Below are 21666 nucleotides of genomic sequence, written 5' to 3'. Positions count from 1 at the left end.
ATATATTCACTCCTTTTTTGATTTACTCCCTTTTTTAGAACGATATTCTTTCCCTTTATTATCATTACCAGTTTCAAATTCAGTGCTAAATTCCTGATTGAACTGGCCGGACTTTGGTGATCCTTGATTACCGCTCCCTTTACTACCGTTACGATTCGTCATATTTCTCCCTCCCTTCCTTGTATTAGTAGTATGGCGCTCTATCTTTTTTCATACACATTTTATTTTTTAACATCTATTACACACGAAAGAAGACCTCCCATATATAAGGAAGATCTTCTATTTCATCACGTAAGCGTTTTCTTGTTTATAATCACTTAAATAAGTTTTTTGGAAATTGAAATCATTACATTCATTTCATCTTCTGAAAGTGCAGAGAATCTTTCTTGTAAATATTGTTTTTTCGCATCTTCCATTTTCGCAACTAAATCTTTCCCTTGTTCTGTAATCTCTAAATACACAACTCGGCGATCTGATGTAGAACGTGAACGAGTTACAAAACCTTTATTAATTAATTTTTCTGTAACAGCTGTAATATGACTATTCGACACATTTAATTCATTTGCTACACGCGATACCATTTCTTTATTCGTACGATTTAATATTCTCAGGACGATGAATTCATTCCACGGTATGTAACCACCGAATATTTTTCCGATATCATTACGCAATGTGCGAAACATAGCAAACACATTTGTCGATAGTTCTTCCATTAATTGCTCTCGATTTTGAGACAACATTGACAGCTCCTTTTATTTCATTTAGTTAAATAAAAACCTTATTAATAATTTTACATGAAATCTTACTTTTTGTCACCTTATTTTCCCATAATTCGTAGTTTTTTAATATGTATTTCATGATAAAATGAAGTCAACTTCCAGAAAAAGGGGGTATTTTAATGCGTGAGGAGGAGAAGTTCTCAAATCTCAGCCTAAAAGATAAAACGATTATCATTAGTATTATTGCTCTTTTTCTCATTATAGTTTTTGCATTTATATTTTTTGTATATGTAGGAATCTTTCAAATTACAGGTATAGAGTATAGTTCACGTAATGCGTTACTTCTCTTTTTTTTATTAATCACTTTCTTAGACAGTATTACATTTTTCATCTTCAGTTTCTTCAAAGCGCTGCTATATCCACTGACACAAAACATGCCAAATTGGATTTCTATTACTCTTTTCTCATTCATTGAAATTACACTAGATTGGTTCGTCATTCATACTGCTGATGATTGGATAGAAAGCGTACAAATGTCCAACATAGCTGAATTATGTGTCGTACTATTCTTTTTCCTCTTAAATAAATTATTAAGTGACGAGAAAGAGTAAGAATACAAGCTTTTCTATATAAAAATTGGTACAATGAAAGCAAATCTTACTAAAGAGGTGCTAATTATGAACTTACAACAATGGGCTGATAAAGGTATGTCCTTTGATACATATGTGAATGAAATGCAAGTAAACCAATATGAGCTACTACACATTTACAATAACTTTTTAATTCCAAATGAATTACTCCCTGTATTAGAAGAACGTCAAAATGACGGCTGGCGTGTTATCGTATTAACTGCTGATTGGTGTGGCGATGCTCTTTTATGCGTACCTGTTATGAAACGAATTTCTGAAGTTGCAAATATTGAAATGAGTTTATTAATTCGCGACGAAAACTTAGAATTAATGGATCAATATTTAACAAATGGAACAGCACGTGCGATTCCAATCTTTATTTTCATTGATAAAGATGGAAATGAACAAGCCGTCTTTGGACCACGCGCTCCAAAAGTACAAGAATTAGTAACTTCAATGCGCGCTACATTACCTGAAAAAGAAGATCCAACATTCGAAGAAAAACAAAAAGAAATGTATGCTAATTTCCGTGCTACATTAGCTGATGATACTTCTCTTTGGGAGCATGTAATGGAAAATATGGTGGAAAAAATAGTAAAATAAAAAAAACTGCCGAGCTCGGCAGTTTTTTTTATTACATAATGAAGAAATAGAATACCGCAGCTAAAATGAAACGATAATAAGCGAACGGTGTTAGTTTCACACGAGATAATAATTTCAAGAATGAAACAATTGCAAGCATCGCAACAACGAATGCAGTTACAAATCCTGTTACAAATAGCGTTATATCTGCCGAGCTTAATACATCCCAGCTTTTAATTAAATCTAATCCACTTGCAGCTACCATCATCGGCACCGCTAAAATGAACGTATATTCAGCTGCCGCTGTATGCGACACGCGAGCTAATAAACCACCACTGATTGTAGAACCAGAACGAGAAAATCCTGGCCAAAGAGCTAAACATTGAAACATTCCAATTGTAAATGCCTGTTTATATGTGATTTCATCTAACGTTCTTGCTGTACTTGGTTTTGAAAACTTCTCAGCAACAATCATTAAAATACCACCGGCTACTAAGCTAATAACAACTGGTCCTGGACCAAATAAAACCTCTTTAATAGTGCTATGGAATAATACGCCAAGTATCCCGGCAGGAATCATCCCGATAATAATATGTAATAAATTTAACGATGGTCCGTCTGTTACTTTACCTATTCCAACTAACGACCATAGACGCTTCCAAAATATAACAACAACTGCTAAAATCGATCCCAATTGGATAACAACTTCAAAAACTTTCGCTCTCTCATCGTCAAATCCAATTAAATGTCCTGTTAAAATCATATGTCCTGTTGATGATACTGGTAGAAACTCTGTTAACCCTTCAACAGCACCCATGATTAAACCAATTAACCAATCAGCCACAAGTAGTGCCTCCTTAATAACAAATAATATGTAATTTTTTCACACCTTATCATAATACCTTATCCCTTTTCAAAGTGCATCCTTTTTTTATTGGTTTCATATGTTGTAGGCGCGTATTTCTTTTCTAATCTTTGATTAAATTGTATGATAGTAAGAGTTTGTTTTTTTATATGGAAAGGGGATTTTATGAAAGAAACTACTTCATTTTCACAAAAGTTAAAGCAATTTGTATTACTATTTTTTCCGATTTTCGTAACGCAAATGTCATTATTTGCGATGAGTTTTTTTGATACAACAATGTCAGGACATGCAAGTCCAACTGATTTAGCAGGTGTTGCAATTGGAACAAGTATATGGCTTCCAGTTAGTACGGGATTAACAGGAATTTTAATGGCTACTACTCCCATTGTTGCACAGCTCGTCGGATCCAAGAAAAAAAAGGACGTTCCCCACGTTGTCATACAAGCAGTTTATTTAGCAATTTGTGCTAGCTTCGTTGTTATCCTCATCGGTTTCTTCGTCGTTTCACCTATTTTAAACGGCATGCGCTTAGAAGAACCTGTGGAACGAATTGCAGCTCAATTTTTAAGTATTATCGCAATAGGAATTATACCTTTATTCACTTACACTGTTTTACGTGGATTTATTGATACATTAGGAAAAACTCGAACAACGATGATTATTACATTGCTATCATTACCAATTAACGTAATATTAAATTACCTATTAATTTTTGGTAACTTCGGTTTCCCAAAGCTTGGTGGTGTCGGAGCAGCAATTGCTTCCACTGCAACATATTGGTGCATTTTAATTATTACAGTCATTATTATTCAGACGAAAGAGCCTTTTGCCTCTTTCAACATTTTCAAACAATTATATCGCCCTTCTCTTTCTAGTTGGACAGCATTCTTAAAGCTTGGCGTTCCTATCGGATTTGCTATCTTTTTTGAAACGAGTATTTTTGCTGCGGTAACGCTCATGATGAGTAATTTTAGTACGACAACTATTGCAGCTCATCAAGCAGCTATGAACTTTGCTTCCTTGTTATATATGACTCCGCTCAGTTTAGCAATGGCAATGACTATTGCAGTCGGATTCGAAGTTGGAGCAAAACGTTACGATAATGCAAAACAATACGGACTGATTGGAATTGGATTAGCCCTTGCCTTTGCTTTATTATATTCGATTCTTCTCTACTTCTTTGATAATCAAATTGCTTCTATTTATACGACAGATGCAAAAGTTCATCATTTAGCAAAAGAATTTCTTATCTTTGCGATTTTATTTCAAATTTCAGATGCAATTGCAACCCCTGTACAAGGAGCTCTGCGTGGTTATAAAGATGTAAATGTTGCTCTAATTATGACTTTAATTGCTTATTGGATAATAGGTCTACCACTAGGTTACATATTAGCAACGTATACAGAATGGGCCGCAAAAGGCTATTGGATCGGTCTTATTATCGGTCTAGCATTTGGCGCTGCCTTCCTACTTATCCGTCTCTTTCAAGTACAACGAAAATATACAACACAAAACAGCCGCTAATAATAAAGTGGCTGTTTTCTTTATGCATATTTTTTCTTGTAACGTATAATATAATGAAAAAGAAAGGTGGGTACATATGGACGAAAAAGAAAAAAAGCAACCATTCGATGAAGAATTTGCCCCTGAAATTTCACCTGGATATCGGCAAGATGTACATAAGCCACCTAAATATAAAAACACTTCGTTTTTAATGGGCATTACCATTTTCGCTGCTGTATTACTCATACTTATCATTTTCGTTTATTTTTGATGAAAGGTGGCCTATTATATGAAGAAACAAAATTCCAATCGTTCCAAAAGAACTGTTAAAACACAAAAAGGATATGCAGGCGATTCTGTTCATACACTTAAACAAGTAGAGCAAGGAAATTTATATATTGCTCAAAAAGAACTTGGTCAACAAAATGAAAATCTTTAAAGGTCCTTGATTCCTTGAGGGCCTTTTTATTCCGCATTAAGTAGTACACCCCCAAATGATCTATTGAGCAATGAATTTCCTTTATTGTACGCGCTGCTTTTGTTCTAGCACCATAAATATATTATTAACCTTTACAATTTTCACTTCATAATTCAATTTCATTTCGCTTCTCTTACCATTTTCAGTACCCGCAACGTACGCTACAGCTTGATAGAGAAAACTCTCATCTGTCTCTTCACGTATCTCCTCGTTTGTAAATTTATACTCTAACTCTTGAAAACGATTTGGATAATAATTTTCCATTAATTGTTCATACCCTCTATTTAAAAATATTTCTTCACCTTTTCGTTTCACATCTTCTTTATTATTAAACTCAAACACTGATAGTTGTTCAGTCACAAAATGCTCTCCTACCTTTTTCATTTCATTATGAGTTAAATTTTCTATACTTTTATTCTTTAACTCCTTATTTAATCCGTACTGATCAATCGGTTTAAAGGTAGCAAAAACCTCCTCTTTATATGACCAAAACAATACAAAAGCGATACATAGAGAAATGATTAACAGTCTTTTTTTCGTAATACTCCCGCCCTTCTTCATAATGATAGCTATATTTTAACATATAGAAAGAAAATTCTGATATCATAAAGTAGAATAACTTAACTCAGAAACGAGGAACAATTATGGACTCTTACAAACATTATATAAAAGAAGCTTTGCCTAATCTTTCTATACGTTCATATAAACAAAATGAAGAAGGATGGGATAATGTAGCAGTTATAGTAAATGATGAGCTACTGTTTCGTTTCCCGCGAAAACAGGAATATGCAATGCGAATTCCGTTAGAAAAAGAACTATGCACAATTCTCACTCAATCACTACAAGAAATCGAAGTTCCACAATATCACCTAATTTATAAAAATGAATCTGAGGAGGTTCCTCTTTGTAGTTACTATACTCTCATTCATGGTGAACCATTAAAAACAGAAACAGTTGCCAATCTGGAGGATACAGAGCTAAAAGCAATTATTACACAATTAGCTACTTTCCTTACGGTACTACATAGTATTCCTTTAAACCAAGTTACACCGCTATGTTTCCCTATTGAAAAAACATGTACCTACTGGAAAGAGCTACAAACAAAATTAAATCAATATCTCACTACTAACCTTACTTCATTACAGAAACTAGCCTTAAATCGCTTATTTGAAAATTTCTTTGCATGTTTAGCTACATCCACTTTTCAAAACACAATCATTCACGCTGATTTTACACATCATCACATTTTATTTAACAAGCAGAACAAAAGCATTTCAGGTGTTATCGATTTTGGTGATGCGCAAATTGGCGATCCTGCTTTTGATTTTGCAGGACTATATTATGATTTCGGACATGAGTTTACTACTTCTGTATATGAACAGTACAGTACACTTATTTCTCATCATGATCCATTACTCATTCACCGCATTACTACCTTTTATCAATACAGTCCTTTATTACATAATATTATTTATAACTTTGAGTCAGAGAATGAACTCGAATTCATTACAGGTACAGAACAGCTAAAAATGATATTACAGGGATGAGATTACATTCTCTCCCTATATACTCTCTCCTCATACATCATTAACTTTTTATCCATTTCAACAATAACTTTATACAATTGAAATGCCTGTAAGATTTGCAGTTGAATTTCAAAAGGAGCATTTTGTTCTTTTAACCATTGAAATACTTTCGTTTCATCTTTCATTAATTATTCCTCCCTTTATCCCGCTATTTGCGGGCAGTAAGACCCCCACCTCATAATTCAGCGGAAGCAAAGAAGTTAGGTGGGGGGCGGGCTGCCCGTTAAAGCCCGATTGGTTAAGGCTAATAATCAGTGGGGGATGAACAACCCCCCACTGATTAAAGTTTCACTTTATTAAAATCTGCTACAAATATACCGTAAATGATGAAAAGCTTTTCATGTCAATAACAAAAAAGGATGCAAAATTGCATCCTTTAATGTACGATATTTTTCTTCTGCTTCGCTTCTTTCTTTACTTCTTCCCTTTGGCATTCGCTACGAAACGCGCAACTCATACACTCAGAACGAAAATGACGCTCTGTATAATGCTCAGGTTGCTGTAACATTTCTTTCATTCTAGATAAATCAGCCATTCCGGTTATAATATCTTCCTGTTTCGGAATGTACTCATACTTAGTTCCTTCTATTAAATTAATAACTTCAATTTTTCCTGGAAGAACGCCGAAAGCTTTATAACTGAATACTGTTATTAGCTTCTGACAAAGAGCAAGCATTTCCTCATCTGCATCGACAACATACTTTTTAATTACAAACGACTCAGCACTCCACTCACCAACTTCAAATGTCAATGACATGTGGACACCTAACTCTTCCATATATGTTTGAAACTTCTCGTATAAAAACAATGGTGGTGTCTGACTATCATCCCTTTCAACAAACTGTAATAAGTGATCCGTTAGCTTCGCTAATACAATATAGTACTCTGTCTTCGAAGCAAACATATTAATCCTTACTTTTTTCCAACACTTTTCTATTAATATTAAAAGTACAATTTTCGTTTGTTGACCCGCAGGTAGCGTGTAATACTCGTTAATAATTTGATTCACAATCATTTGTGCTATTTGTTGCCATTCAAATGAAGAAGGTTCTCTTCTTTTTATATGACGAAAATAAAATTTATGCGGACACCGCATAAAATCATACAAATGATAATCTGTCATCGTTTTAATTGAGATTTTCTCATGCACTTGCTCTTCATCTCCCTTCTGCCATTAAGAAAGGTGTTTTACAAATTCAGCTCCAAACTGTAAACATTTCTCTACATCTTCATCTTCTGGCGTTAATTCTACTTTTAGTCCTTCTAACACAACTGCTGCACCGCGCTCTTGTAGCTTTTCTATTAAAATGTCAACCGCCACTCCGTATTTCGGATAAGCCGAATCACATGATCCGAATACTGCCGCTTTTTTCCCAGTTAAATCAATAGAATCCATTGCATCATAAAAATCTAAGAAATCATCAGGAAGATCACCATCTCCCCAAGTGTATGCACCTAAAATAATTCCATCATACTGTTCTAATATAGAAGCTTCTGGTGAATCCATAATATCAATAACTTCAATTTCATTTTCTGTTTCACGAATTACGCCGGCAATATGGTCAGCCATTTCCTCTGTATTTCCACTCATACTTGCAAAAATCATTACTAACTTACTCAACTGAACCTCTCCCTTTACTTTGTATCTCTTTTTCTGTTTGAATACTCTTCTTCTCATCTACATATTCAGACCGAATTATATTTCGTTGCCATTCCATATGCTGATCAACATCTTTATTTTTATCTTTTAATCCCCTCCGTAGAAGGTGAAATTTTTTTCTCATTAACATGTCGCATCCATCCTATTGATAATAATTATCAATTTCAACTACATTTAGATTAATTGACATTGATTATCAATGTCAACAACTATTTTTAAAAAAATGATTAAAATGTACAAGCTTGTCCGTTAGCTATTCATATACTATGAATGAGCATAGTTCTTTCTCAGCCCTCTCTGACGGAAAGAAATAAAAGCAACTGCAATAGAGCGCAGTTGCCTTTTTTTGTTTTTCTATGATTTTATTAACCTTATAGTCGTCTCTAAAAATAGCTCCACTCCACAAATTAATGCTGATTCATCCACATCAAATTTCGGATGATGGTGTGGATAACAAGTATCTATATTTTCATTACCTGTTCCTAATTTAATGAAACAACCCGGCGCTTTTCTTAAATATGCTGAAAAATCTTCTCCTCCCATAGAAGGTTCAAGCTTCACAACACGCTCATTCCCAAACAAATGTAGTGCACTTTCTTCTACTACTTTCGTAATATATTCATCATTAATAACAGGATCATATCCGTAACGATACGTATATGTATAATCTCCTCCATGTGCTTTTGTAATTCCTTTCACGATTTTCTCAATTTTTTCTTCCGCTTCTATTCTTAATGTTTGATTAAAAGAACGTACAGTTCCCATTAAAGTTGCTGTACTTGGAATAATATTATCAGCCATTCCCCCATGAAACTGCGTAACTGAAACGACTCTTTGCATGAAAGCACTTGTATTTCTTGATACGATATGTTGTAAATTTGTAATAATCTGTGCTCCGATAACAATAGGATCAATCGTTTCTTCTGGACGTGCTGCATGTCCTCCTTTGCCTTGAATCTCAACTGTAAATACGTCTGGAGCTGCCATCATTGGCCCATACGCAATGCCTATCTTTCCGCTCTCCAATCCAGACATAACATGTAAACCTATTACATAATCAACACCGTCCATAACGCCCGCCTCGACCATTTCTTGTCCACCACCAGGGTATACTTCTTCTGCATGCTGAAAGAATAGACGAATTTCCCCTACAAACTCTTCCTTCATATTTGATAACACCTCTGCTGTACTTAATAAAATAGCTGCATGAGCATCGTGCCCACATGCATGCATCACTCCTTTATTTACAGACGTATAAGATTTCCTTGTCTCCTCTTGGATTGGTAAAGCATCTATATCAGCTCGAATCGCAATCACTTTCCCTTGCTTCACGCCTCTTTTAATTGCTAGTACACTATACTTCGTCGGTCTCGTTACTTCAAAAGAAGAAAACGAGCATAATGTATCATATATAAATTTCGAAGTTTCTTTTTCATGAAATGATAATTCCGGATACTTGTGGAAATGTCGTCTCCATTTTATAATGTTTTCTTCTGAAATAAGATCCTTCCAAACCCTCTTCATTAGAGATTCCTCCTTTTAAGAAACTTTAGGAATTCATACATTAACTATGAAAAAATGCAAACAAATATTGCATTTCTATACATTCTCTCAGGGCAATTTTATACATTCACACAATCCACTTCCTATTTACATATCAAACCCATTACAAATTCATGCTGAATGTAATATAATTGCTAAGTTAGGGATTTTCTTTTTTAGTATTTAGTGCTAATATCAGAAAAGAGCCTTTTGACTTATTTTTACCTAAAATGTGGGATTTTGTTTTTTTCACAATAATGTAGGACATGATACCTACAAAGAGCTATTATTTCATTAAGAGAGGGAAAGACATGGAAAGATTAAAAGAGATATGGTCTCGACCACTCACACAATGGATTGCAAAGACGGTTTATTACCTTGCAATTTTATTTGCATTACTTTGGTTGTATGGATTCCATGATACAAACACAAGTACATTTATTTACAATGAATTCTAGGGTGGGAACGTTATGAAGTTATTAGAACTAATTGAAAAGTGGGCTATTGAAACGCCTGATCAAACTGCTTTTGTTTGGCGAGATGCGAAAATTACGTACAAACAATTAAAGGAAGATTCTGATGCGTTAGCACATTGGATTTCTTCTGCGTATCCAGATGATCGTTCACCAATTATGGTGTATGGCCATATGCAACCTGAAATGATTATTAACTTTTTAGGATGTGTAAAAGCTGGACATGCTTATATTCCTGTAGATTTATCTATCCCAGCTGATCGTGTACAACGTATCGCTGAAAATTCTGGTGCGAAATTACTTTTATCGGCAGCAGCAGTAACTGTAACTGATTTACCAGTTCGCATCGTAAGTGAAGACAACTTAAAAGATATTTTCTTTACTCATAAAGGGAACACTCCAAATCCTGAACATGCGGTAAAAGGTGATGAGAACTTCTACATTATTTACACATCAGGAAGCACAGGTAATCCGAAAGGGGTTCAGATTACTTATAACTGCCTTGTTAGCTTTACAAAATGGGCTGTAGAAGATTTCAACTTACAAACAGGGCAAGTATTCTTAAACCAAGCACCTTTCTCATTCGATTTATCTGTCATGGATATTTACCCATCATTAGTAACAGGTGGTACACTTTGGGCAATCGATAAAGATATGATTGCGCGTCCAAAAGACTTGTTTGCTTCTTTAGAGCAATCGGATATACAAGTATGGACTTCCACACCTTCTTTCGCTGAAATGTGTTTAATGGAAGCATCCTTCTCTGAGAGTATGCTACCGAACATGAAAACATTCTTATTCTGCGGTGAAGTATTACCAAATGAAGTAGCTAGAAAATTAATTGAGCGTTTCCCAAATGCAACAATTATGAATACGTACGGTCCAACAGAAGCTACTGTCGCTGTAACAGGTATTCACGTTACAGAAGAAGTACTTGATCAATACAAATCACTTCCAGTTGGCTATTGTAAATCAGACTGTCGCCTTCTTATTATGAAAGAAGATGGCACGATTGCACCTGATGGTGAAAAAGGTGAAATCGTAATTGTCGGTCCAAGCGTAAGCGTTGGATATTTAGGAAGCCCTGAATTAACAGAAAAAGCATTTACTATGATTGACGGTGAGCGCGCCTATAAAACAGGCGATGCTGGCTATGTAGAAAATGGTCTTCTATTCTATAATGGTCGTCTTGATTTCCAAATTAAGCTGCATGGTTATCGAATGGAATTAGAAGAAATTGAGCATCACCTTCGTGCGTGTTCTTACGTAGAGGGAGCAGTTATCGTTCCAATTAAAAAAGGTGAGAAATACGATTATTTATTAGCGGTTGTTGTTCCTGGAGAGCATTCGTTTGAAAAAGAATTCAAATTAACATCTGCAATCAAAAAAGAACTCAATGAGCGATTACCAAACTACATGATTCCACGTAAATTCATGTATCAATCTTCTATTCCAATGACACCAAATGGAAAGGTAGATCGCAAAAAATTATTGAGTGAGGTTACAGCATGACCGCATATGGATCATTTTATTTTTTCGCTATAGTGGGCATTTTATTAATACCTACTATCATAGCTGGATTAAAAGGTAAAATGTTGCGTAAATATAATGCCGTTTTAACATTAGTCATGCTTGCTATTATCTTCTCAGATAAACCAAAGCAAGCAATGATGTTAGCTGCATTTATTATTTGGCAATATGCCCTTATTAAAGGCTATTTAATTTTAAGAAAGCAAAATAATAGTACATTCACATTTTGCATAGCTGTTATTTTATCGATTTTGCCTCTTATTTTGGCAAAAATCGCACCCTTTGCATCGTTATTACCTGAGTTAAAACTTGTTGTTTTTCTAGGTATATCTTACGTAACATTCAGAGCAGTTCAAATGGTATTTGAAGTTCGTGATGGTTTAATTAAAGAGCTTTCTTTCTTTAACTTCTGGGAATTCGTTTTATTCTTCCCTGCAATTTCAACAGGACCTATCGATCGTTACAGAAGATTCCAAAAAGATATTCAAAAGCCACCTAGCGCTGAAGAATATCAAAATTTACTATATACAGGACTAAATCGTATTTTCCAAGGTTTCTTGTATAAATTTATTATTGCTTACTTAATAAAGCAATATTGTATGGATCCAGCATTCGCTCAACACGATACAATCTTTTCAAATATGATTTACATGTATAGCTATAGCTTATATCTATTCTTTGATTTTGCTGGTTATAGCTCTTTTGTAATTGGTGTAAGTTATATGATGGGAATTAAAACGCCAGAAAACTTTAATAAGCCATTCCTTAGTCGTAATATTAAAGACTTCTGGAACCGCTGGCACATGAGTTTATCATTCTGGTTCCGTGATTTTATTTACATGCGTTTCGTCTTTTTTGCAACGAAGAAAAAGTTAATTAAGAACCGTTACACAATTTCATATATCGGTGCATTTTTAAACTTTTTCATTATGGGAATTTGGCATATCCAAGGAAGCGCTGTTGCGCAGTATATTATTTATGGTCTATATCATGCCGCACTGTTTATTTTATTCGATATTTTCGAACGAAAAAACAAAAAGCATAAGTTTTGGCCAAACAATAAATTCACACGCATCCTTGCGATTGTAATTACGTTCCACGTTGTATGTTTCGGTTTCCTAATCTTCTCTGGACACCTTAACAGATACTTTTAATGCACCCTTCTTATTCCATTAAGAAGTTGCACATATAATAATTTCGGATATAAAGGAGATTTTAAAAATGGCAGAATTCAAAGAGCAAGTATTAGATATTTTAGAAGAAGTATGTGAAAACGATATTGTGAAAGAAAACTTAGATGTTCAATTATTTGAAGAAGGTATCCTTGATTCTTTCGCTGTAGTATCTTTATTAGTTGAATTCCAAGAGCGTTTAGATATTGAAGTTTCTATTTCTGATTTTGACCGTGACGAGTGGGCTACACCAAACATGGTTATTAAGAAGTTGGAAGAAATCCGATGAACAAAGCAAAATTTGGTCCGATGCTTTTAGCATTGGCCCTTTTTGCTGTATTCTTACTTATTCCAACGCGCTTCCTACTTCCACTTTTAAGTGATGAAAAAGTAGAACAAGCTGCTACTTCTTTAAAAGAAGAAAAAATTCAAAGTATGATTTTACAGCAAAAGATGTTAGCAAATCCAAAATATCTTCCGATGTACGGTTCATCGGAATTCGCACGTATGGATGCTTTCCATCCATCTAATTATTTTAAAGTAAAGCCTGAAGGATTTACGCCATTCCTTCTTGGACGCGGCGGAACACAAGACCTTGTACATGTGTTAAACTTCGCATCTACAATGGATCAATTGAAAGATAAGAAAATGGTATTCGTTCTTTCTCCGCAATGGTTTGTACCACAAGGTATTGATGAAACGCACTTTGCACCTAACTTTTCAAAACAACAAGGTTACCACTTCATTTTCAACAATGATTTACAACCTGAAATGAAAAAACAAATTGCAAAGCGTTTATTAAACTTTGAGATTGTAAAAAAAGAAACTTTATTAAAAATTTCGCTTGAAGGTATCGCTTATGATGATACGAAGTATAAAGTAAAAGCACTTGCAGCTAAACCTTTCGCTTATATTTACCGTAACATTTTAGATCGTAAAGATTTATTTACAGCCATGTTTAATATTAAACCCCACAAAGAGAAGCTCGATCCTTCATTAAAACAAATGAACTGGGAAGAAGCTCGTAAACATGCGGATCAAACAGGTGCAACAGAATCTGGATCTAATGAATATGGTATCGAAGATGGTTACTTCAATAGCAAAATTAAGAAAAAATTAAAGCAACGTGAAGGTTACTTAAAAAATGATGCTTACGACCAATCGCCAGAATATGAAGATTTACAAATTGTACTTGATTTATTAAAACAATCTGGTGCAAAACCACTCTTCATTTCTGTTCCTGTAAAAGGTCCTTGGTACGACTACGCTGGCTTCCCGAAAGAACGCCGCGAAGCATACTATAAGAAAGTTCATGAGCAAATTGAAAAAGCTGGTTATCCAATTGCCGACTTCTCAAATCATGAATACGATAAATACTTCTTAAAAGATCATATGCACTTAGGTTGGAAGGGCTGGGTTTACATCGACGAAGCCATCCAACAATTTTATAAAGCAAATTAATGAAAAGACCGCTTGAATTACTCAAGTGGTCTTTTTGTATATATTTTGTAATTGTTCGATTGCATTCTCCGCTTCTTTCATAACTCGCTCCACTACATGCTGAGCTGATTCGATTCGTGCCAACGATGCTGCCTGTCCTGCCCAAAGTGACATATATTCTTCCTTATTTTGCTTCGCTGCCTCTTGGCGTATTTTAGAAGTTAATACGTTTTGCACTGGATACATCGGAAGCCCTTCTTCTTTTCCTTCATGTCTCTCTATAAATTCATTACGGATACCCCGTGCATATTTCCCGGAAAACGCACGAGTTACAGTTGTGCTCGTATCTGTACTATGTAAAATCGCTTCTTTATACACATCGTGCGTAATACTCTCTTCACTTATTAAAAAGGCGGATCCCATTTGAACACCTTCTGCTCCTAGTGCCAATGCCGCAACAAGCCCTTGCCCGTTCATTACACCACCTGCTGCAACAATCGGGATATCCGGAACTGCTCCTACTAACTGAGGTATTAACGCAAAGGTACCGATCATAGCATCTCGTTCTTTCCCAATAAACGTTCCTCTATGCCCTCCGGCTTCGCTACCTTGCCCGACAATAATATCTACTCCTAGCTCGGCAAGTACTTTCGCTTCCTTCACATGGGTAGCTGTTCCGATAACTTTTATTCCACTTCTTTTCAAATCATTTATTTCTTCTTTTTCTAACGTTTGAAATGCAAAACTAACGACCGGTACTTTTTCATCTAATAGCACTTGTAATTGTTCCTTATAGCTTTTTGGAAGCTTTAACGTCCCTTCTACTTCTATACCTAATTCTCTATTCACTCCACTTAGTAATACTTTCGCCTCATTTACCTTCTCTTCTTCTATTTGTATCTCTTTCGTTACAAGTAAATTAACACCGAAAGGCTTATCTGTTAGTTCTCTTATTCTATAAATTGCTTCACGAATTTGTTCTGGGCTCATATAGCCCGCTCCAAGCATCCCTAACCCTCCGCTATTACTTACTGCTGCAACAAGTTCTGGCGACGTAATCGCGCCTGCCATACCGGCTTGAACGACGGGATACTCAATTTTTAATATGTCTGTTACTCGACTTGTAAACATCATTTTCCCTCCTATTTCCCTTATATCTTCTTTATTTGATAAGCTTTCCCCTGCTTTTGCAAGGGTTGAACTTCATATGAAGCGAATATATTGAAAGAGAAGGAGGCTGAGCTTAATGATTTATCCAAATGCATTAAAACAAGGTGATACAGTAATGATTATTGCACCATCTGGTCCACCTACAATCGAAAATGTATTAAAAGGTGTGAATATATTACAAAAGATGGGGTTATCTGTAATAATCGGGAAGAGTGTTTACGAGAAATATGGATTTTTAGCCGGAAGTGATCAGGTTCGGCTTGACGATATACATGAAGCATTTACAAATAATGAAGTAAAGGCAATTTTTTGTGCACGAGGTGGTTATGGAAGTGCTCGTCTTCTTCCTCACATTCAATATGAAGTTATTAGGCAGAATCCAAAAATCTTTTGGGGATATAGCGATATTACAGCTTTGCATACTGCTGTTTCACGTTATGCAAAGCTTATAACATTTCATGGTCCGATGATTGAAGAACTAGGAAAAGGTATTGATTCCCTATCTTTCTCCTCTTTCAATCAGCTATTCCATCCGTATTCAACCATTTTATCTGCATCAGAATGTATCGTGCCTAGCTCTCACAGTAAAGTTACAGGTACGTTAGTTGGAGGAAATTTAGCTGTGTTAACGAGTATAATTGGCTCGCCCTACGAGATAAATACGGACAATACACTTTTATTACTTGAAGACATTGGTGAAGAACCGTACCGCATTGACCGTATGTTAAATCAGCTACTTTTATCTGGAAAGTTTAATGAATGCATGGGCGTTATTTTCACAAGTTGTCACGACTGCACCCCTTCAAAGCCATCTCAATCATTGCAAACAATATTATATGAATATTTCACGCCATATCATATACCTGTCCTATTCGGTTTACCAATTGGACATATAAGTCCAAACATCGGTATTCCACTTGGAGCTACAGCAACCATAAACACAAATAATAAAACAGTCTCTATTTCTTCCGGTATAGCCACTCCATGTTCAAATTAAAAAGGAAAAGCGATTACGCTTTTCCTTTTACTTATAATAATTAAAAATTCGTCCAGATGCGATATCTGCAATTTCTTCTGGAACAAATGTTTTACTTATATCAGTGCCAACATTTAATACAGCTGTAGCATCTTTCTCAATGCTACCAAATAACTCTTTCCCACGTATCGTAATAAGGGGCGTTCCTTCTGGCAACACATCTTTTACAAATTTCATTTGTGTAAAGAACGGAACGATCCATCTACCCTCTCCTTGGAAATGACGCAAACGAAGTATTCCTTCTGCTGCCCCGTCCTCTGCTTCTAGTGAACCAGCAACATAAAACTCAGTAGATAAGAGCAGTTCATAAAATTCCTTTTGCTTCTGTTTATCATCCCCTGCTACAACAAGTACTTCTTCTATTCTCTTTACCGGAATTTGCTCCATATGATGCCACCCCTATTTCAAAATGATTGTACTTAGATTATACGAAATATTCTTATTTTTTTCTATATAATTCGCAATTATTTTTTTAAAATAATTTTAATGCTTCTTTTGTCGTCACAATCGTAGCAAACTCTTCATGTAAATTTACAAACGTCATATTGTGAATATCTTCTGCACTATACTCTTTACCATCTAAACCTTTACGGTTAAAAGTAGCCGTTGCATCACTCACTAAATACGTTGTAAATCCTAAATTCCCTGCCATTCGTGTCGTAGTTTCCACGCAATGATTTGTCGTTAATCCCACAACTACTACTGCATTACATTTCTTCTCTCTTAATTGCTCTTCTAAATTTGTCCCAATGAACGCGCTATTAACGAACTTCTGAATAACCACTTCACCAGGTAGTGGTTGCACTTCTTCTTTAAAGTTTACCGTTTCCGCTCTCTCATAAAACATTGACTGAGCATTTTCTTTATTTACATGTTGAATATGAAAAACTGATTGTTTCCTTTTTCTCCATTCTTCTAACAAAATTCTCATATTTTCTTCAGCAAAAATATTATTTCTCTCGCCCCAATCTGGTAATTGAAATGCCTTTTGTACATCGATTATGATAAGTGCTATTTGATTTGTCATCATTTCCCCCTTAATTTGGCTGTAATTGAAATAGAAAACCAAGTTGTTGTGACGCAGTAATAAAGCAAACATAGGCGCAAAGCTCTACAATTTCTTTTTCTGTCCAATATTGTTTTAATACGTGAAACATAGTATCATCTATCGCTTTTCGGTCATGAACAAATGTATGCGCAAAAGTAACGGCTACACCTATCTCCTCTGCCTTTTGCACACCTTCAGGTCTTCCCTTTGCCATACAGTATGGACATTCATTCCCATACGCTAATGTTCTTCTCACTTGCTCCTTCAACTCTGCTGAAAGAGTTCCTTTATTGTACAGTGTATCCTCTAACGTACTCCACGAATGTAATATATCCGAATTATGCCCTAATAACTTTTGAAACTTTGTATCTCCTACATTTGATAATGAAATTCTCTCCATCATTTCCCCTCCTATTTCCTTCTGTTTTATTGTAAAATAAATAACGTTCACTTTACATTTCATATGAATCTTAATTTATATTTTCCCTTTACAAAAATCATTATTTTACTGGAGGTATATTTACAAATGCAACTAGACCGTGTTGATCGAAAAATTTTAAATGAATTATATAATGATAGTCGCCTTTCTATGCGTGAATTGGCGAAACGAGTAAACTTATCTGCTCCGTCTACTGCAGAACGTGTTCGTAAACTTGAAAGTGAAGGCGTTATTCAAAAATATACAATCGATATCGACTATAAAAAAGCAGGGCTAGTTTTAGATTGTATTTTAGAAATCACTTTAAAAAATGGTGATACAACACGTATGCAACAGTTTATTCAGTCTTATCCATCTGCAAGTTTTTGTTACCGAGTAACAGGAAGCTTATGCTACATTGTAAAAATTTCTGTTCCTTCACTCGTTGAACTTGAAGAATTTATCAATGATGTTTCTTCATATGCAACGACAGTTTCTCATATCGTATTATCAGAAGTATCTCTTACTCCTGATATTGAACATATCTTCCCAGAAAATTAATTTATTTTTATTCATAAAATATAAAAAAACCCCTTACATTAAGAATAAAAATAATATATCATGTATTAAAATACATAAAGTTCGAGAAAGGGGCCTTACATTGAAAATCTGGTTTTATGAAAAAACGGCACAATTAGATGACTTACTTGGTATTTGGGACAATGTTCCAACCATCCCGCGAATTGGTGAAAAAGTGGAGATTTTAAAGACGGTCCGCACTGTTACAGATATTAAATATGTAAAGAACGGTAATAATTTTCGTGTGGAAATTATTACAAATTAAAAAGCAGCTCCTAAGGAGCTACTTTTTAATTATCTATTATGTGCTTTCTTTATAATGATTTTATCTTCTTCCACAGATACTGTTACATAATCATTTTCTTCTAACCGAAGCTTATTTACAACCTCATCTGGTAACTCTATAGCCATCAATCTATCGGTTATGATCACTTGACTATACACTTCATTTTCTTGTGATGCACTCACTACTTTTAGCTCATTTATAAACCGTACTGGTGGCACGCCAACTTCTTTTACTGTACGCCATTGTTTCCAAATGTAAGGAATTAACCAAAGTAATCCGACAATCGTAAGACCGATACCAATCCATAAATTACTTTGCGCTTGTAATTCAGTAATTGAGATTGTACCACTTTCTTCTCCACCGAAAAATTGCATACTTGTTGCAATCAAATTATTTAGAGCGTGCACAGCTATATTCGTCCATATATTTTTTGTGTTTATGTATAAAAGACACATAACGACACCAAACATGAACGCACCAATAACATCAAAATGTCCTAGGCCAAAAATAATTGAAGATATAATTACAGCTTTTTTAATTCCCCATTTATAAGCCATTCGCTGTAAGAAAAATCCCCTAAAAATAACCTCTTCCATAATAGGCGCTAACACACATGCTGAAATGAAAGTAAATATCGTCATATATATGTTACTCGTATTAATAACATTTCCGTCTTCTAACATAGTAACTAAGAAATTCGGTAACGTATGTGCTAATATGTAAAATTGAATCTGAGATATGCCAACCGAAAAAATCATTCCCATTATCGTTGCTAATACAATTAATCCCCAAGGTAAACGTCCTGGCTTATCAAAAAAACTGTTAAATACAACATTATTTTTATTTGTTTTTACGTATAGCCAAAGTAACGGAAATACAAAAAATACAGTTATTTGTGAAATAACCTCCATCGTATTCTCAGAAACATTTGCTAGACCTAATGGAATCATTGTAAGGAACACCCCTATAATCATCCATCCAAAAAAACTACGTAGTCTTATACGTGAAAATGCATAGTGCACATGAAACACCCCCAAAGATAGTAAAAAATAAAGTAAAACTTGAATCAATATTTTATAGGCGTCCTTTCCTTATAAATAATTGGATAACTAAATTACAATATGAATCTAGTTGAAATTCTTCCTATTTTTCTCAAATCATTTCAAACAGCATATCTCTTAAAATACCATATCTCTGTTCTTCAAGTTGCAATCTAAGAGAAATTTATGTAATAAAAATCCCCGTTTTTACAAGCGGGGATTTCTTTTATTATAATACGTCACGTTTTTGGAATAATGCACTTGAAGCTACAAGTAATACAACAAAGTATGCAACTACAAGTAATAATGAAGTTGTAAACGTAAATTCTGTAAATGTAGGTTCTACTCCACCACTAATTAATTTATTACTGTCGTAAGCTCTTAAATCCAAATGGAAGAATACTACAAACTTCGCTACACCTTTTGCAAACATCATTAGTGCCATATTAATTGCTCCTTGTAAGAATAATAGGAACATCGTAATAATTAATGGTAATACAGACTTTCTAAATACGTTTGCTAAGAAAAATGCAAGTGTTGCAAAGAAAAATGGCGATAGCAACTGATATAATATTGTTTTCAAAACAATTCCTAACGTTAATTCAGTTTTACTACCGTCCATTACAATTAATCCAATAATCATGGCAATTAACATACTAGCAAATACAATAAATAACATCGTTAATAACACTGTAATATATTTAGAAAATAAAACTGTCATTCGTTTTCTTGGACGAATTAATAATTGTTTAATCGTTCCTTTTTGGAATTCATCTGTAATTGTACGAGAAGCTGTTGTAATTCCAAAAATCGTTGTGAATATCATAATTAAGCCGATATCTGAACTTACAAAATCTAAGTAAGATCCACTTAAACTACCAGCTTCACCCCATTTCGCCAGTACTACAGCTCCTAAAATCTCCAATAAAGCAATGACACTAATTAAAATATACATACCTTTTTTCGCATGTAATTTTAAAAATTCATTTTGAATTAATTTAAACATTACGCTTTCACTCCCCCAGTAATCGCTAAGAACTCATCCTCTAACGTTTTATTTTGAACAGTAACTCCGTATACAAGCACCTCAGCATGAACAAGTTTTTTGACAAGTTGCGGAATGTTTTCTTTTGTTACAGATGCTACAATCACATTCCCTTTTGCTTTACCTTTAATAATTTCATTCGCTTTCTGAACTTCATCTACTTCAAACGCTACAACGACTGCCTCATCATGTTTCACTTTTTCATGTAAGTTGTACTCTTGTACAAACTCACCTTGTTTAATAATAACAACGCGATCACACATTAATTCAATTTCACTCAATAAGTGACTTGATACGATTACAGCAATATTCTCTTCTTTCGCTAAACGTTGTAAATAATCACGAATTTGGCGAATACCAGCTGGATCTAATCCATTTGTCGGCTCATCTAAAATTAAGATTTTTGGCTGATGAAGTAATGCCTGTGCAATTCCTAAACGTTGTTTCATACCAAGTGAATATGTTTTCACCTTTTTATGAATTGCATGCTCTAATTCAACAAGCTTTACAATCTCAGCAATACGCTCTTTACTAATCGGTGTAATGGCCATGTTCGCAAAATGCTTTAAGTTTTGCATTCCTGTCATATAATCATATAGTTCAGGATTTTCTACAATCGCTCCAATTTGCTCTAGTGCCTTTTCACGCTCCGAGCGAATACTATGTCCACAAATTGTAATATCGCCTTCTGTCATTGAAATAAGACCTGTCATCATACGGATCGTCGTCGTCTTACCGCTACCGTTCGGTCCAAGGAATCCGTATACTTCTCCTTCACGAACCTCAAATGATAAACCACGAATAATTTCCGTTCCACCAATCTTTTTTCGAACATTCTCTAATTTTACTACTACGTTTCCCAATG

At 34.7% G+C, this 21666-nt stretch carries 30 protein-coding genes; 14 read left to right on the top strand and 16 right to left on the bottom strand.

Translation table 11 applies throughout. The features are described from left to right. Window positions 1-6: 6 nt before the first annotated feature. Together MHI26_RS07180 and MHI26_RS07175 are read right to left on the bottom strand one after the other, a co-directional pair. Complete coding sequence (locus MHI26_RS07180) at window positions 7-162, bottom strand: hypothetical protein (protein ID WP_000184928.1); 156 nt, start codon at window positions 160-162, stop codon at window positions 7-9. Between the two features lie 155 nt (window positions 163-317). Then, a complete protein-coding gene (locus MHI26_RS07175; RefSeq protein WP_000081432.1) occupies window positions 318-737 on the bottom strand; it encodes a MarR family winged helix-turn-helix transcriptional regulator in 420 nt (139 codons plus the stop codon). A gap of 161 nt (window positions 738-898) precedes the next feature. Here MHI26_RS07175 and MHI26_RS07170 point away from each other — a divergent pair, with 161 nt between their 5' ends. Continuing rightward, window positions 899-1330, top strand: a complete 432-nt coding sequence (locus MHI26_RS07170) for a regulatory YrvL family protein (protein ID WP_001206403.1) — start codon at window positions 899-901, stop codon at window positions 1328-1330. A gap of 33 nt (window positions 1331-1363) precedes the next feature. Beyond that, window positions 1364-1951 carry a thioredoxin family protein gene (locus tag MHI26_RS07165; protein ID WP_002040836.1) on the top strand — a complete coding sequence of 196 codons (588 nt, stop codon included), beginning with the start codon at window positions 1364-1366 and terminating at the stop codon, window positions 1949-1951. A gap of 31 nt (window positions 1952-1982) precedes the next feature. Here MHI26_RS07165 and uppP read toward each other — a convergent pair whose 3' ends face one another. Continuing rightward, on the bottom strand, window positions 1983-2774 hold the full coding sequence (gene uppP, locus MHI26_RS07160; protein ID WP_000796253.1) for a bacitracin resistance undecaprenyl-diphosphatase: 792 nt from the start codon (window positions 2772-2774) through the stop codon (window positions 1983-1985). Window positions 2775-2960: 186 nt separating this feature from the next. On the opposite strand from uppP, the gene MHI26_RS07155 reads away from it, so the two are divergent. The 3 genes from MHI26_RS07155 to MHI26_RS07145 all read left to right on the top strand — a co-directional run bounded on the left by MHI26_RS07155 (window position 2961) and on the right by MHI26_RS07145 (window position 4737). Then, window positions 2961-4319 (top strand): MATE family efflux transporter, encoded by a 1359-nt coding sequence (locus tag MHI26_RS07155; RefSeq protein WP_061667996.1) that lies wholly within the window; start codon window positions 2961-2963, stop codon window positions 4317-4319. A 76-nt stretch (window positions 4320-4395) separates the two neighbouring features. Then, on the top strand, window positions 4396-4569 hold the full coding sequence (locus MHI26_RS07150; protein WP_000343556.1) for a hypothetical protein: 174 nt from the start codon (window positions 4396-4398) through the stop codon (window positions 4567-4569). An 18-nt stretch (window positions 4570-4587) separates the two neighbouring features. After that, a complete protein-coding gene (locus MHI26_RS07145) occupies window positions 4588-4737 on the top strand; it encodes a hypothetical protein (protein ID WP_000744623.1) in 150 nt (49 codons plus the stop codon). 81 nt (window positions 4738-4818) lie between these two features. On the opposite strand, the gene MHI26_RS07140 is transcribed toward MHI26_RS07145, so the two are convergent. Next, complete coding sequence (locus tag MHI26_RS07140; protein ID WP_061667997.1) at window positions 4819-5337, bottom strand: hypothetical protein; 519 nt, start codon at window positions 5335-5337, stop codon at window positions 4819-4821. An 83-nt stretch (window positions 5338-5420) separates the two neighbouring features. Here MHI26_RS07140 and MHI26_RS07135 point away from each other — a divergent pair, with 83 nt between their 5' ends. Continuing rightward, window positions 5421-6323 carry an aminoglycoside phosphotransferase family protein gene (locus MHI26_RS07135; protein WP_000378989.1) on the top strand — a complete coding sequence of 301 codons (903 nt, stop codon included), beginning with the start codon at window positions 5421-5423 and terminating at the stop codon, window positions 6321-6323. 2 nt (window positions 6324-6325) lie between these two features. Here MHI26_RS07135 and MHI26_RS07130 read toward each other — a convergent pair whose 3' ends face one another. The 5 genes from MHI26_RS07130 to MHI26_RS07110 all read right to left on the bottom strand — a co-directional run bounded on the left by MHI26_RS07130 (window position 6326) and on the right by MHI26_RS07110 (window position 9546). Then, complete coding sequence (locus MHI26_RS07130; protein WP_000651086.1) at window positions 6326-6487, bottom strand: hypothetical protein; 162 nt, start codon at window positions 6485-6487, stop codon at window positions 6326-6328. A 251-nt stretch (window positions 6488-6738) separates the two neighbouring features. Next, complete coding sequence (locus MHI26_RS07125; RefSeq protein ID WP_000544568.1) at window positions 6739-7512, bottom strand: hypothetical protein; 774 nt, start codon at window positions 7510-7512, stop codon at window positions 6739-6741. Window positions 7513-7536: 24 nt separating this feature from the next. Then, on the bottom strand, window positions 7537-7983 hold the full coding sequence (locus MHI26_RS07120; protein WP_000041153.1) for a flavodoxin: 447 nt from the start codon (window positions 7981-7983) through the stop codon (window positions 7537-7539). Beyond that, window positions 7976-8152: a hypothetical protein gene (locus MHI26_RS07115; protein ID WP_000929008.1), complete on the bottom strand. Its 177-nt coding sequence runs from the start codon at window positions 8150-8152 to the stop codon at window positions 7976-7978. The genes MHI26_RS07120 and MHI26_RS07115 overlap by 8 nt, the downstream gene beginning before the upstream one ends. A gap of 224 nt (window positions 8153-8376) precedes the next feature. Further along, window positions 8377-9546, bottom strand: coding sequence for an amidohydrolase (locus MHI26_RS07110; RefSeq protein ID WP_061667998.1), 1170 nt, complete (start codon window positions 9544-9546; stop codon window positions 8377-8379). Between the two features lie 329 nt (window positions 9547-9875). On the opposite strand from MHI26_RS07110, the gene MHI26_RS07105 reads away from it, so the two are divergent. The 5 genes from MHI26_RS07105 to dltD all read left to right on the top strand — a co-directional run bounded on the left by MHI26_RS07105 (window position 9876) and on the right by dltD (window position 14200). Then, entirely contained in the window at window positions 9876-10022 is a 147-nt protein-coding gene (locus MHI26_RS07105; protein WP_000440291.1) for a teichoic acid D-Ala incorporation-associated protein DltX, read from the top strand. 12 nt (window positions 10023-10034) lie between these two features. Then, window positions 10035-11549: a D-alanine--poly(phosphoribitol) ligase subunit DltA gene (gene dltA / locus MHI26_RS07100; protein ID WP_000770497.1), complete on the top strand. Its 1515-nt coding sequence runs from the start codon at window positions 10035-10037 to the stop codon at window positions 11547-11549. Continuing rightward, window positions 11546-12721, top strand: a complete 1176-nt coding sequence (gene dltB / locus MHI26_RS07095; protein ID WP_000127954.1) for a D-alanyl-lipoteichoic acid biosynthesis protein DltB — start codon at window positions 11546-11548, stop codon at window positions 12719-12721. Before dltA ends, dltB begins: the two co-directional genes overlap by 4 nt. Before the next feature lie 67 nt (window positions 12722-12788). After that, window positions 12789-13028, top strand: coding sequence for a D-alanine--poly(phosphoribitol) ligase subunit DltC (gene dltC, locus MHI26_RS07090; protein WP_000807310.1), 240 nt, complete (start codon window positions 12789-12791; stop codon window positions 13026-13028). Beyond that, window positions 13025-14200, top strand: a complete 1176-nt coding sequence (dltD, locus tag MHI26_RS07085) for a D-alanyl-lipoteichoic acid biosynthesis protein DltD (RefSeq protein ID WP_001030288.1) — start codon at window positions 13025-13027, stop codon at window positions 14198-14200. Before dltC ends, dltD begins: the two co-directional genes overlap by 4 nt. 21 nt (window positions 14201-14221) lie before the next feature. Here dltD and MHI26_RS07080 read toward each other — a convergent pair whose 3' ends face one another. Then, window positions 14222-15310 (bottom strand): NAD(P)H-dependent flavin oxidoreductase, encoded by a 1089-nt coding sequence (locus tag MHI26_RS07080; protein WP_061667999.1) that lies wholly within the window; start codon window positions 15308-15310, stop codon window positions 14222-14224. 115 nt (window positions 15311-15425) lie between these two features. Here MHI26_RS07080 and MHI26_RS07075 point away from each other — a divergent pair, with 115 nt between their 5' ends. Further along, a complete protein-coding gene (locus MHI26_RS07075) occupies window positions 15426-16346 on the top strand; it encodes a S66 peptidase family protein (RefSeq protein ID WP_061668000.1) in 921 nt (306 codons plus the stop codon). A 27-nt stretch (window positions 16347-16373) separates the two neighbouring features. Here the strand turns inward: MHI26_RS07075 and MHI26_RS07070 are convergent, their stop codons facing one another. The 3 genes from MHI26_RS07070 to MHI26_RS07060 all read right to left on the bottom strand — a co-directional run bounded on the left by MHI26_RS07070 (window position 16374) and on the right by MHI26_RS07060 (window position 17836). Next, window positions 16374-16772: an SseB family protein gene (locus MHI26_RS07070; protein WP_000435200.1), complete on the bottom strand. Its 399-nt coding sequence runs from the start codon at window positions 16770-16772 to the stop codon at window positions 16374-16376. A gap of 85 nt (window positions 16773-16857) precedes the next feature. Beyond that, on the bottom strand, window positions 16858-17412 hold the full coding sequence (locus tag MHI26_RS07065) for a cysteine hydrolase family protein (protein WP_061668001.1): 555 nt from the start codon (window positions 17410-17412) through the stop codon (window positions 16858-16860). 10 nt (window positions 17413-17422) lie between these two features. After that, window positions 17423-17836 (bottom strand): carboxymuconolactone decarboxylase family protein, encoded by a 414-nt coding sequence (locus MHI26_RS07060; protein ID WP_103945161.1) that lies wholly within the window; start codon window positions 17834-17836, stop codon window positions 17423-17425. 123 nt (window positions 17837-17959) lie between these two features. Here MHI26_RS07060 and MHI26_RS07055 point away from each other — a divergent pair, with 123 nt between their 5' ends. After that, complete coding sequence (locus MHI26_RS07055; RefSeq protein WP_001175499.1) at window positions 17960-18412, top strand: Lrp/AsnC family transcriptional regulator; 453 nt, start codon at window positions 17960-17962, stop codon at window positions 18410-18412. A gap of 100 nt (window positions 18413-18512) precedes the next feature. Beyond that, the gene (locus MHI26_RS07050; protein ID WP_000707107.1) at window positions 18513-18695 is read left to right on the top strand and encodes a DUF3913 family protein; all 183 of its coding nucleotides are present in this window, start codon (window positions 18513-18515) and stop codon (window positions 18693-18695) included. Window positions 18696-18724: 29 nt separating this feature from the next. Here MHI26_RS07050 and MHI26_RS07045 read toward each other — a convergent pair whose 3' ends face one another. The 3 genes from MHI26_RS07045 to MHI26_RS07035 form a co-directional block, all read right to left on the bottom strand. Then, on the bottom strand, window positions 18725-19738 hold the full coding sequence (locus MHI26_RS07045; RefSeq protein WP_000558814.1) for a CPBP family intramembrane glutamic endopeptidase: 1014 nt from the start codon (window positions 19736-19738) through the stop codon (window positions 18725-18727). A gap of 247 nt (window positions 19739-19985) precedes the next feature. Beyond that, window positions 19986-20762, bottom strand: a complete 777-nt coding sequence (locus MHI26_RS07040; protein WP_061668002.1) for an ABC transporter permease — start codon at window positions 20760-20762, stop codon at window positions 19986-19988. Further along, window positions 20762-21664 (bottom strand): ABC transporter ATP-binding protein, encoded by a 903-nt coding sequence (locus MHI26_RS07035; RefSeq protein ID WP_000528789.1) that lies wholly within the window; start codon window positions 21662-21664, stop codon window positions 20762-20764. The genes MHI26_RS07040 and MHI26_RS07035 overlap by 1 nt, the downstream gene beginning before the upstream one ends. Between the last annotated feature and the right edge of the window lie 2 nt (window positions 21665-21666).

It is taken from the genome of Bacillus sp. FSL K6-1218 (assembly GCF_038006445.1).
Classification (GTDB): domain Bacteria; phylum Bacillota; class Bacilli; order Bacillales; family Bacillaceae_G; genus Bacillus_A; species Bacillus_A thuringiensis_S.
The sequence above is the reverse complement of the archived record's forward strand: the minus strand, read 5'-3'. Positions and strand labels throughout refer to the sequence as shown.

What these genes read in the sequence shown, in the direction of transcription:
- MHI26_RS07180 (WP_000184928.1), bottom strand. Translation starts at nt 162, where the DNA reads ATGACGAATCGTAACGGTAGTAAAGGGAGCGGTAATCAAGGATCACCA.
- MHI26_RS07170 (WP_001206403.1), top strand. Translation starts at nt 899, where the DNA reads ATGCGTGAGGAGGAGAAGTTCTCAAATCTCAGCCTAAAAGATAAAACG.
- MHI26_RS07165 (WP_002040836.1), top strand. Translation starts at nt 1,364, where the DNA reads ATGAAAGCAAATCTTACTAAAGAGGTGCTAATTATGAACTTACAACAA.
- MHI26_RS07155 (WP_061667996.1), top strand. Translation starts at nt 2,961, where the DNA reads ATGAAAGAAACTACTTCATTTTCACAAAAGTTAAAGCAATTTGTATTA.
- MHI26_RS07150 (WP_000343556.1), top strand. Translation starts at nt 4,396, where the DNA reads ATGGACGAAAAAGAAAAAAAGCAACCATTCGATGAAGAATTTGCCCCT.
- MHI26_RS07145 (WP_000744623.1), top strand. Translation starts at nt 4,588, where the DNA reads ATGAAGAAACAAAATTCCAATCGTTCCAAAAGAACTGTTAAAACACAA.
- MHI26_RS07140 (WP_061667997.1), bottom strand. Translation starts at nt 5,337, where the DNA reads ATGAAGAAGGGCGGGAGTATTACGAAAAAAAGACTGTTAATCATTTCT.
- MHI26_RS07135 (WP_000378989.1), top strand. Translation starts at nt 5,421, where the DNA reads ATGGACTCTTACAAACATTATATAAAAGAAGCTTTGCCTAATCTTTCT.
- MHI26_RS07130 (WP_000651086.1), bottom strand. Translation starts at nt 6,487, where the DNA reads ATGAAAGATGAAACGAAAGTATTTCAATGGTTAAAAGAACAAAATGCT.
- MHI26_RS07115 (WP_000929008.1), bottom strand. Translation starts at nt 8,152, where the DNA reads ATGTTAATGAGAAAAAAATTTCACCTTCTACGGAGGGGATTAAAAGAT.
- MHI26_RS07110 (WP_061667998.1), bottom strand. Translation starts at nt 9,546, where the DNA reads ATGAAGAGGGTTTGGAAGGATCTTATTTCAGAAGAAAACATTATAAAA.
- MHI26_RS07105 (WP_000440291.1), top strand. Translation starts at nt 9,876, where the DNA reads ATGGAAAGATTAAAAGAGATATGGTCTCGACCACTCACACAATGGATT.
- dltA (WP_000770497.1), top strand. Translation starts at nt 10,035, where the DNA reads ATGAAGTTATTAGAACTAATTGAAAAGTGGGCTATTGAAACGCCTGAT.
- dltB (WP_000127954.1), top strand. Translation starts at nt 11,546, where the DNA reads ATGACCGCATATGGATCATTTTATTTTTTCGCTATAGTGGGCATTTTA.
- dltC (WP_000807310.1), top strand. Translation starts at nt 12,789, where the DNA reads ATGGCAGAATTCAAAGAGCAAGTATTAGATATTTTAGAAGAAGTATGT.
- dltD (WP_001030288.1), top strand. Translation starts at nt 13,025, where the DNA reads ATGAACAAAGCAAAATTTGGTCCGATGCTTTTAGCATTGGCCCTTTTT.
- MHI26_RS07080 (WP_061667999.1), bottom strand. Translation starts at nt 15,310, where the DNA reads ATGTTTACAAGTCGAGTAACAGACATATTAAAAATTGAGTATCCCGTC.
- MHI26_RS07075 (WP_061668000.1), top strand. Translation starts at nt 15,426, where the DNA reads ATGATTTATCCAAATGCATTAAAACAAGGTGATACAGTAATGATTATT.
- MHI26_RS07070 (WP_000435200.1), bottom strand. Translation starts at nt 16,772, where the DNA reads ATGGAGCAAATTCCGGTAAAGAGAATAGAAGAAGTACTTGTTGTAGCA.
- MHI26_RS07065 (WP_061668001.1), bottom strand. Translation starts at nt 17,412, where the DNA reads ATGACAAATCAAATAGCACTTATCATAATCGATGTACAAAAGGCATTT.
- MHI26_RS07060 (WP_103945161.1), bottom strand. Translation starts at nt 17,836, where the DNA reads ATGATGGAGAGAATTTCATTATCAAATGTAGGAGATACAAAGTTTCAA.
- MHI26_RS07055 (WP_001175499.1), top strand. Translation starts at nt 17,960, where the DNA reads ATGCAACTAGACCGTGTTGATCGAAAAATTTTAAATGAATTATATAAT.
- MHI26_RS07040 (WP_061668002.1), bottom strand. Translation starts at nt 20,762, where the DNA reads ATGTTTAAATTAATTCAAAATGAATTTTTAAAATTACATGCGAAAAAA.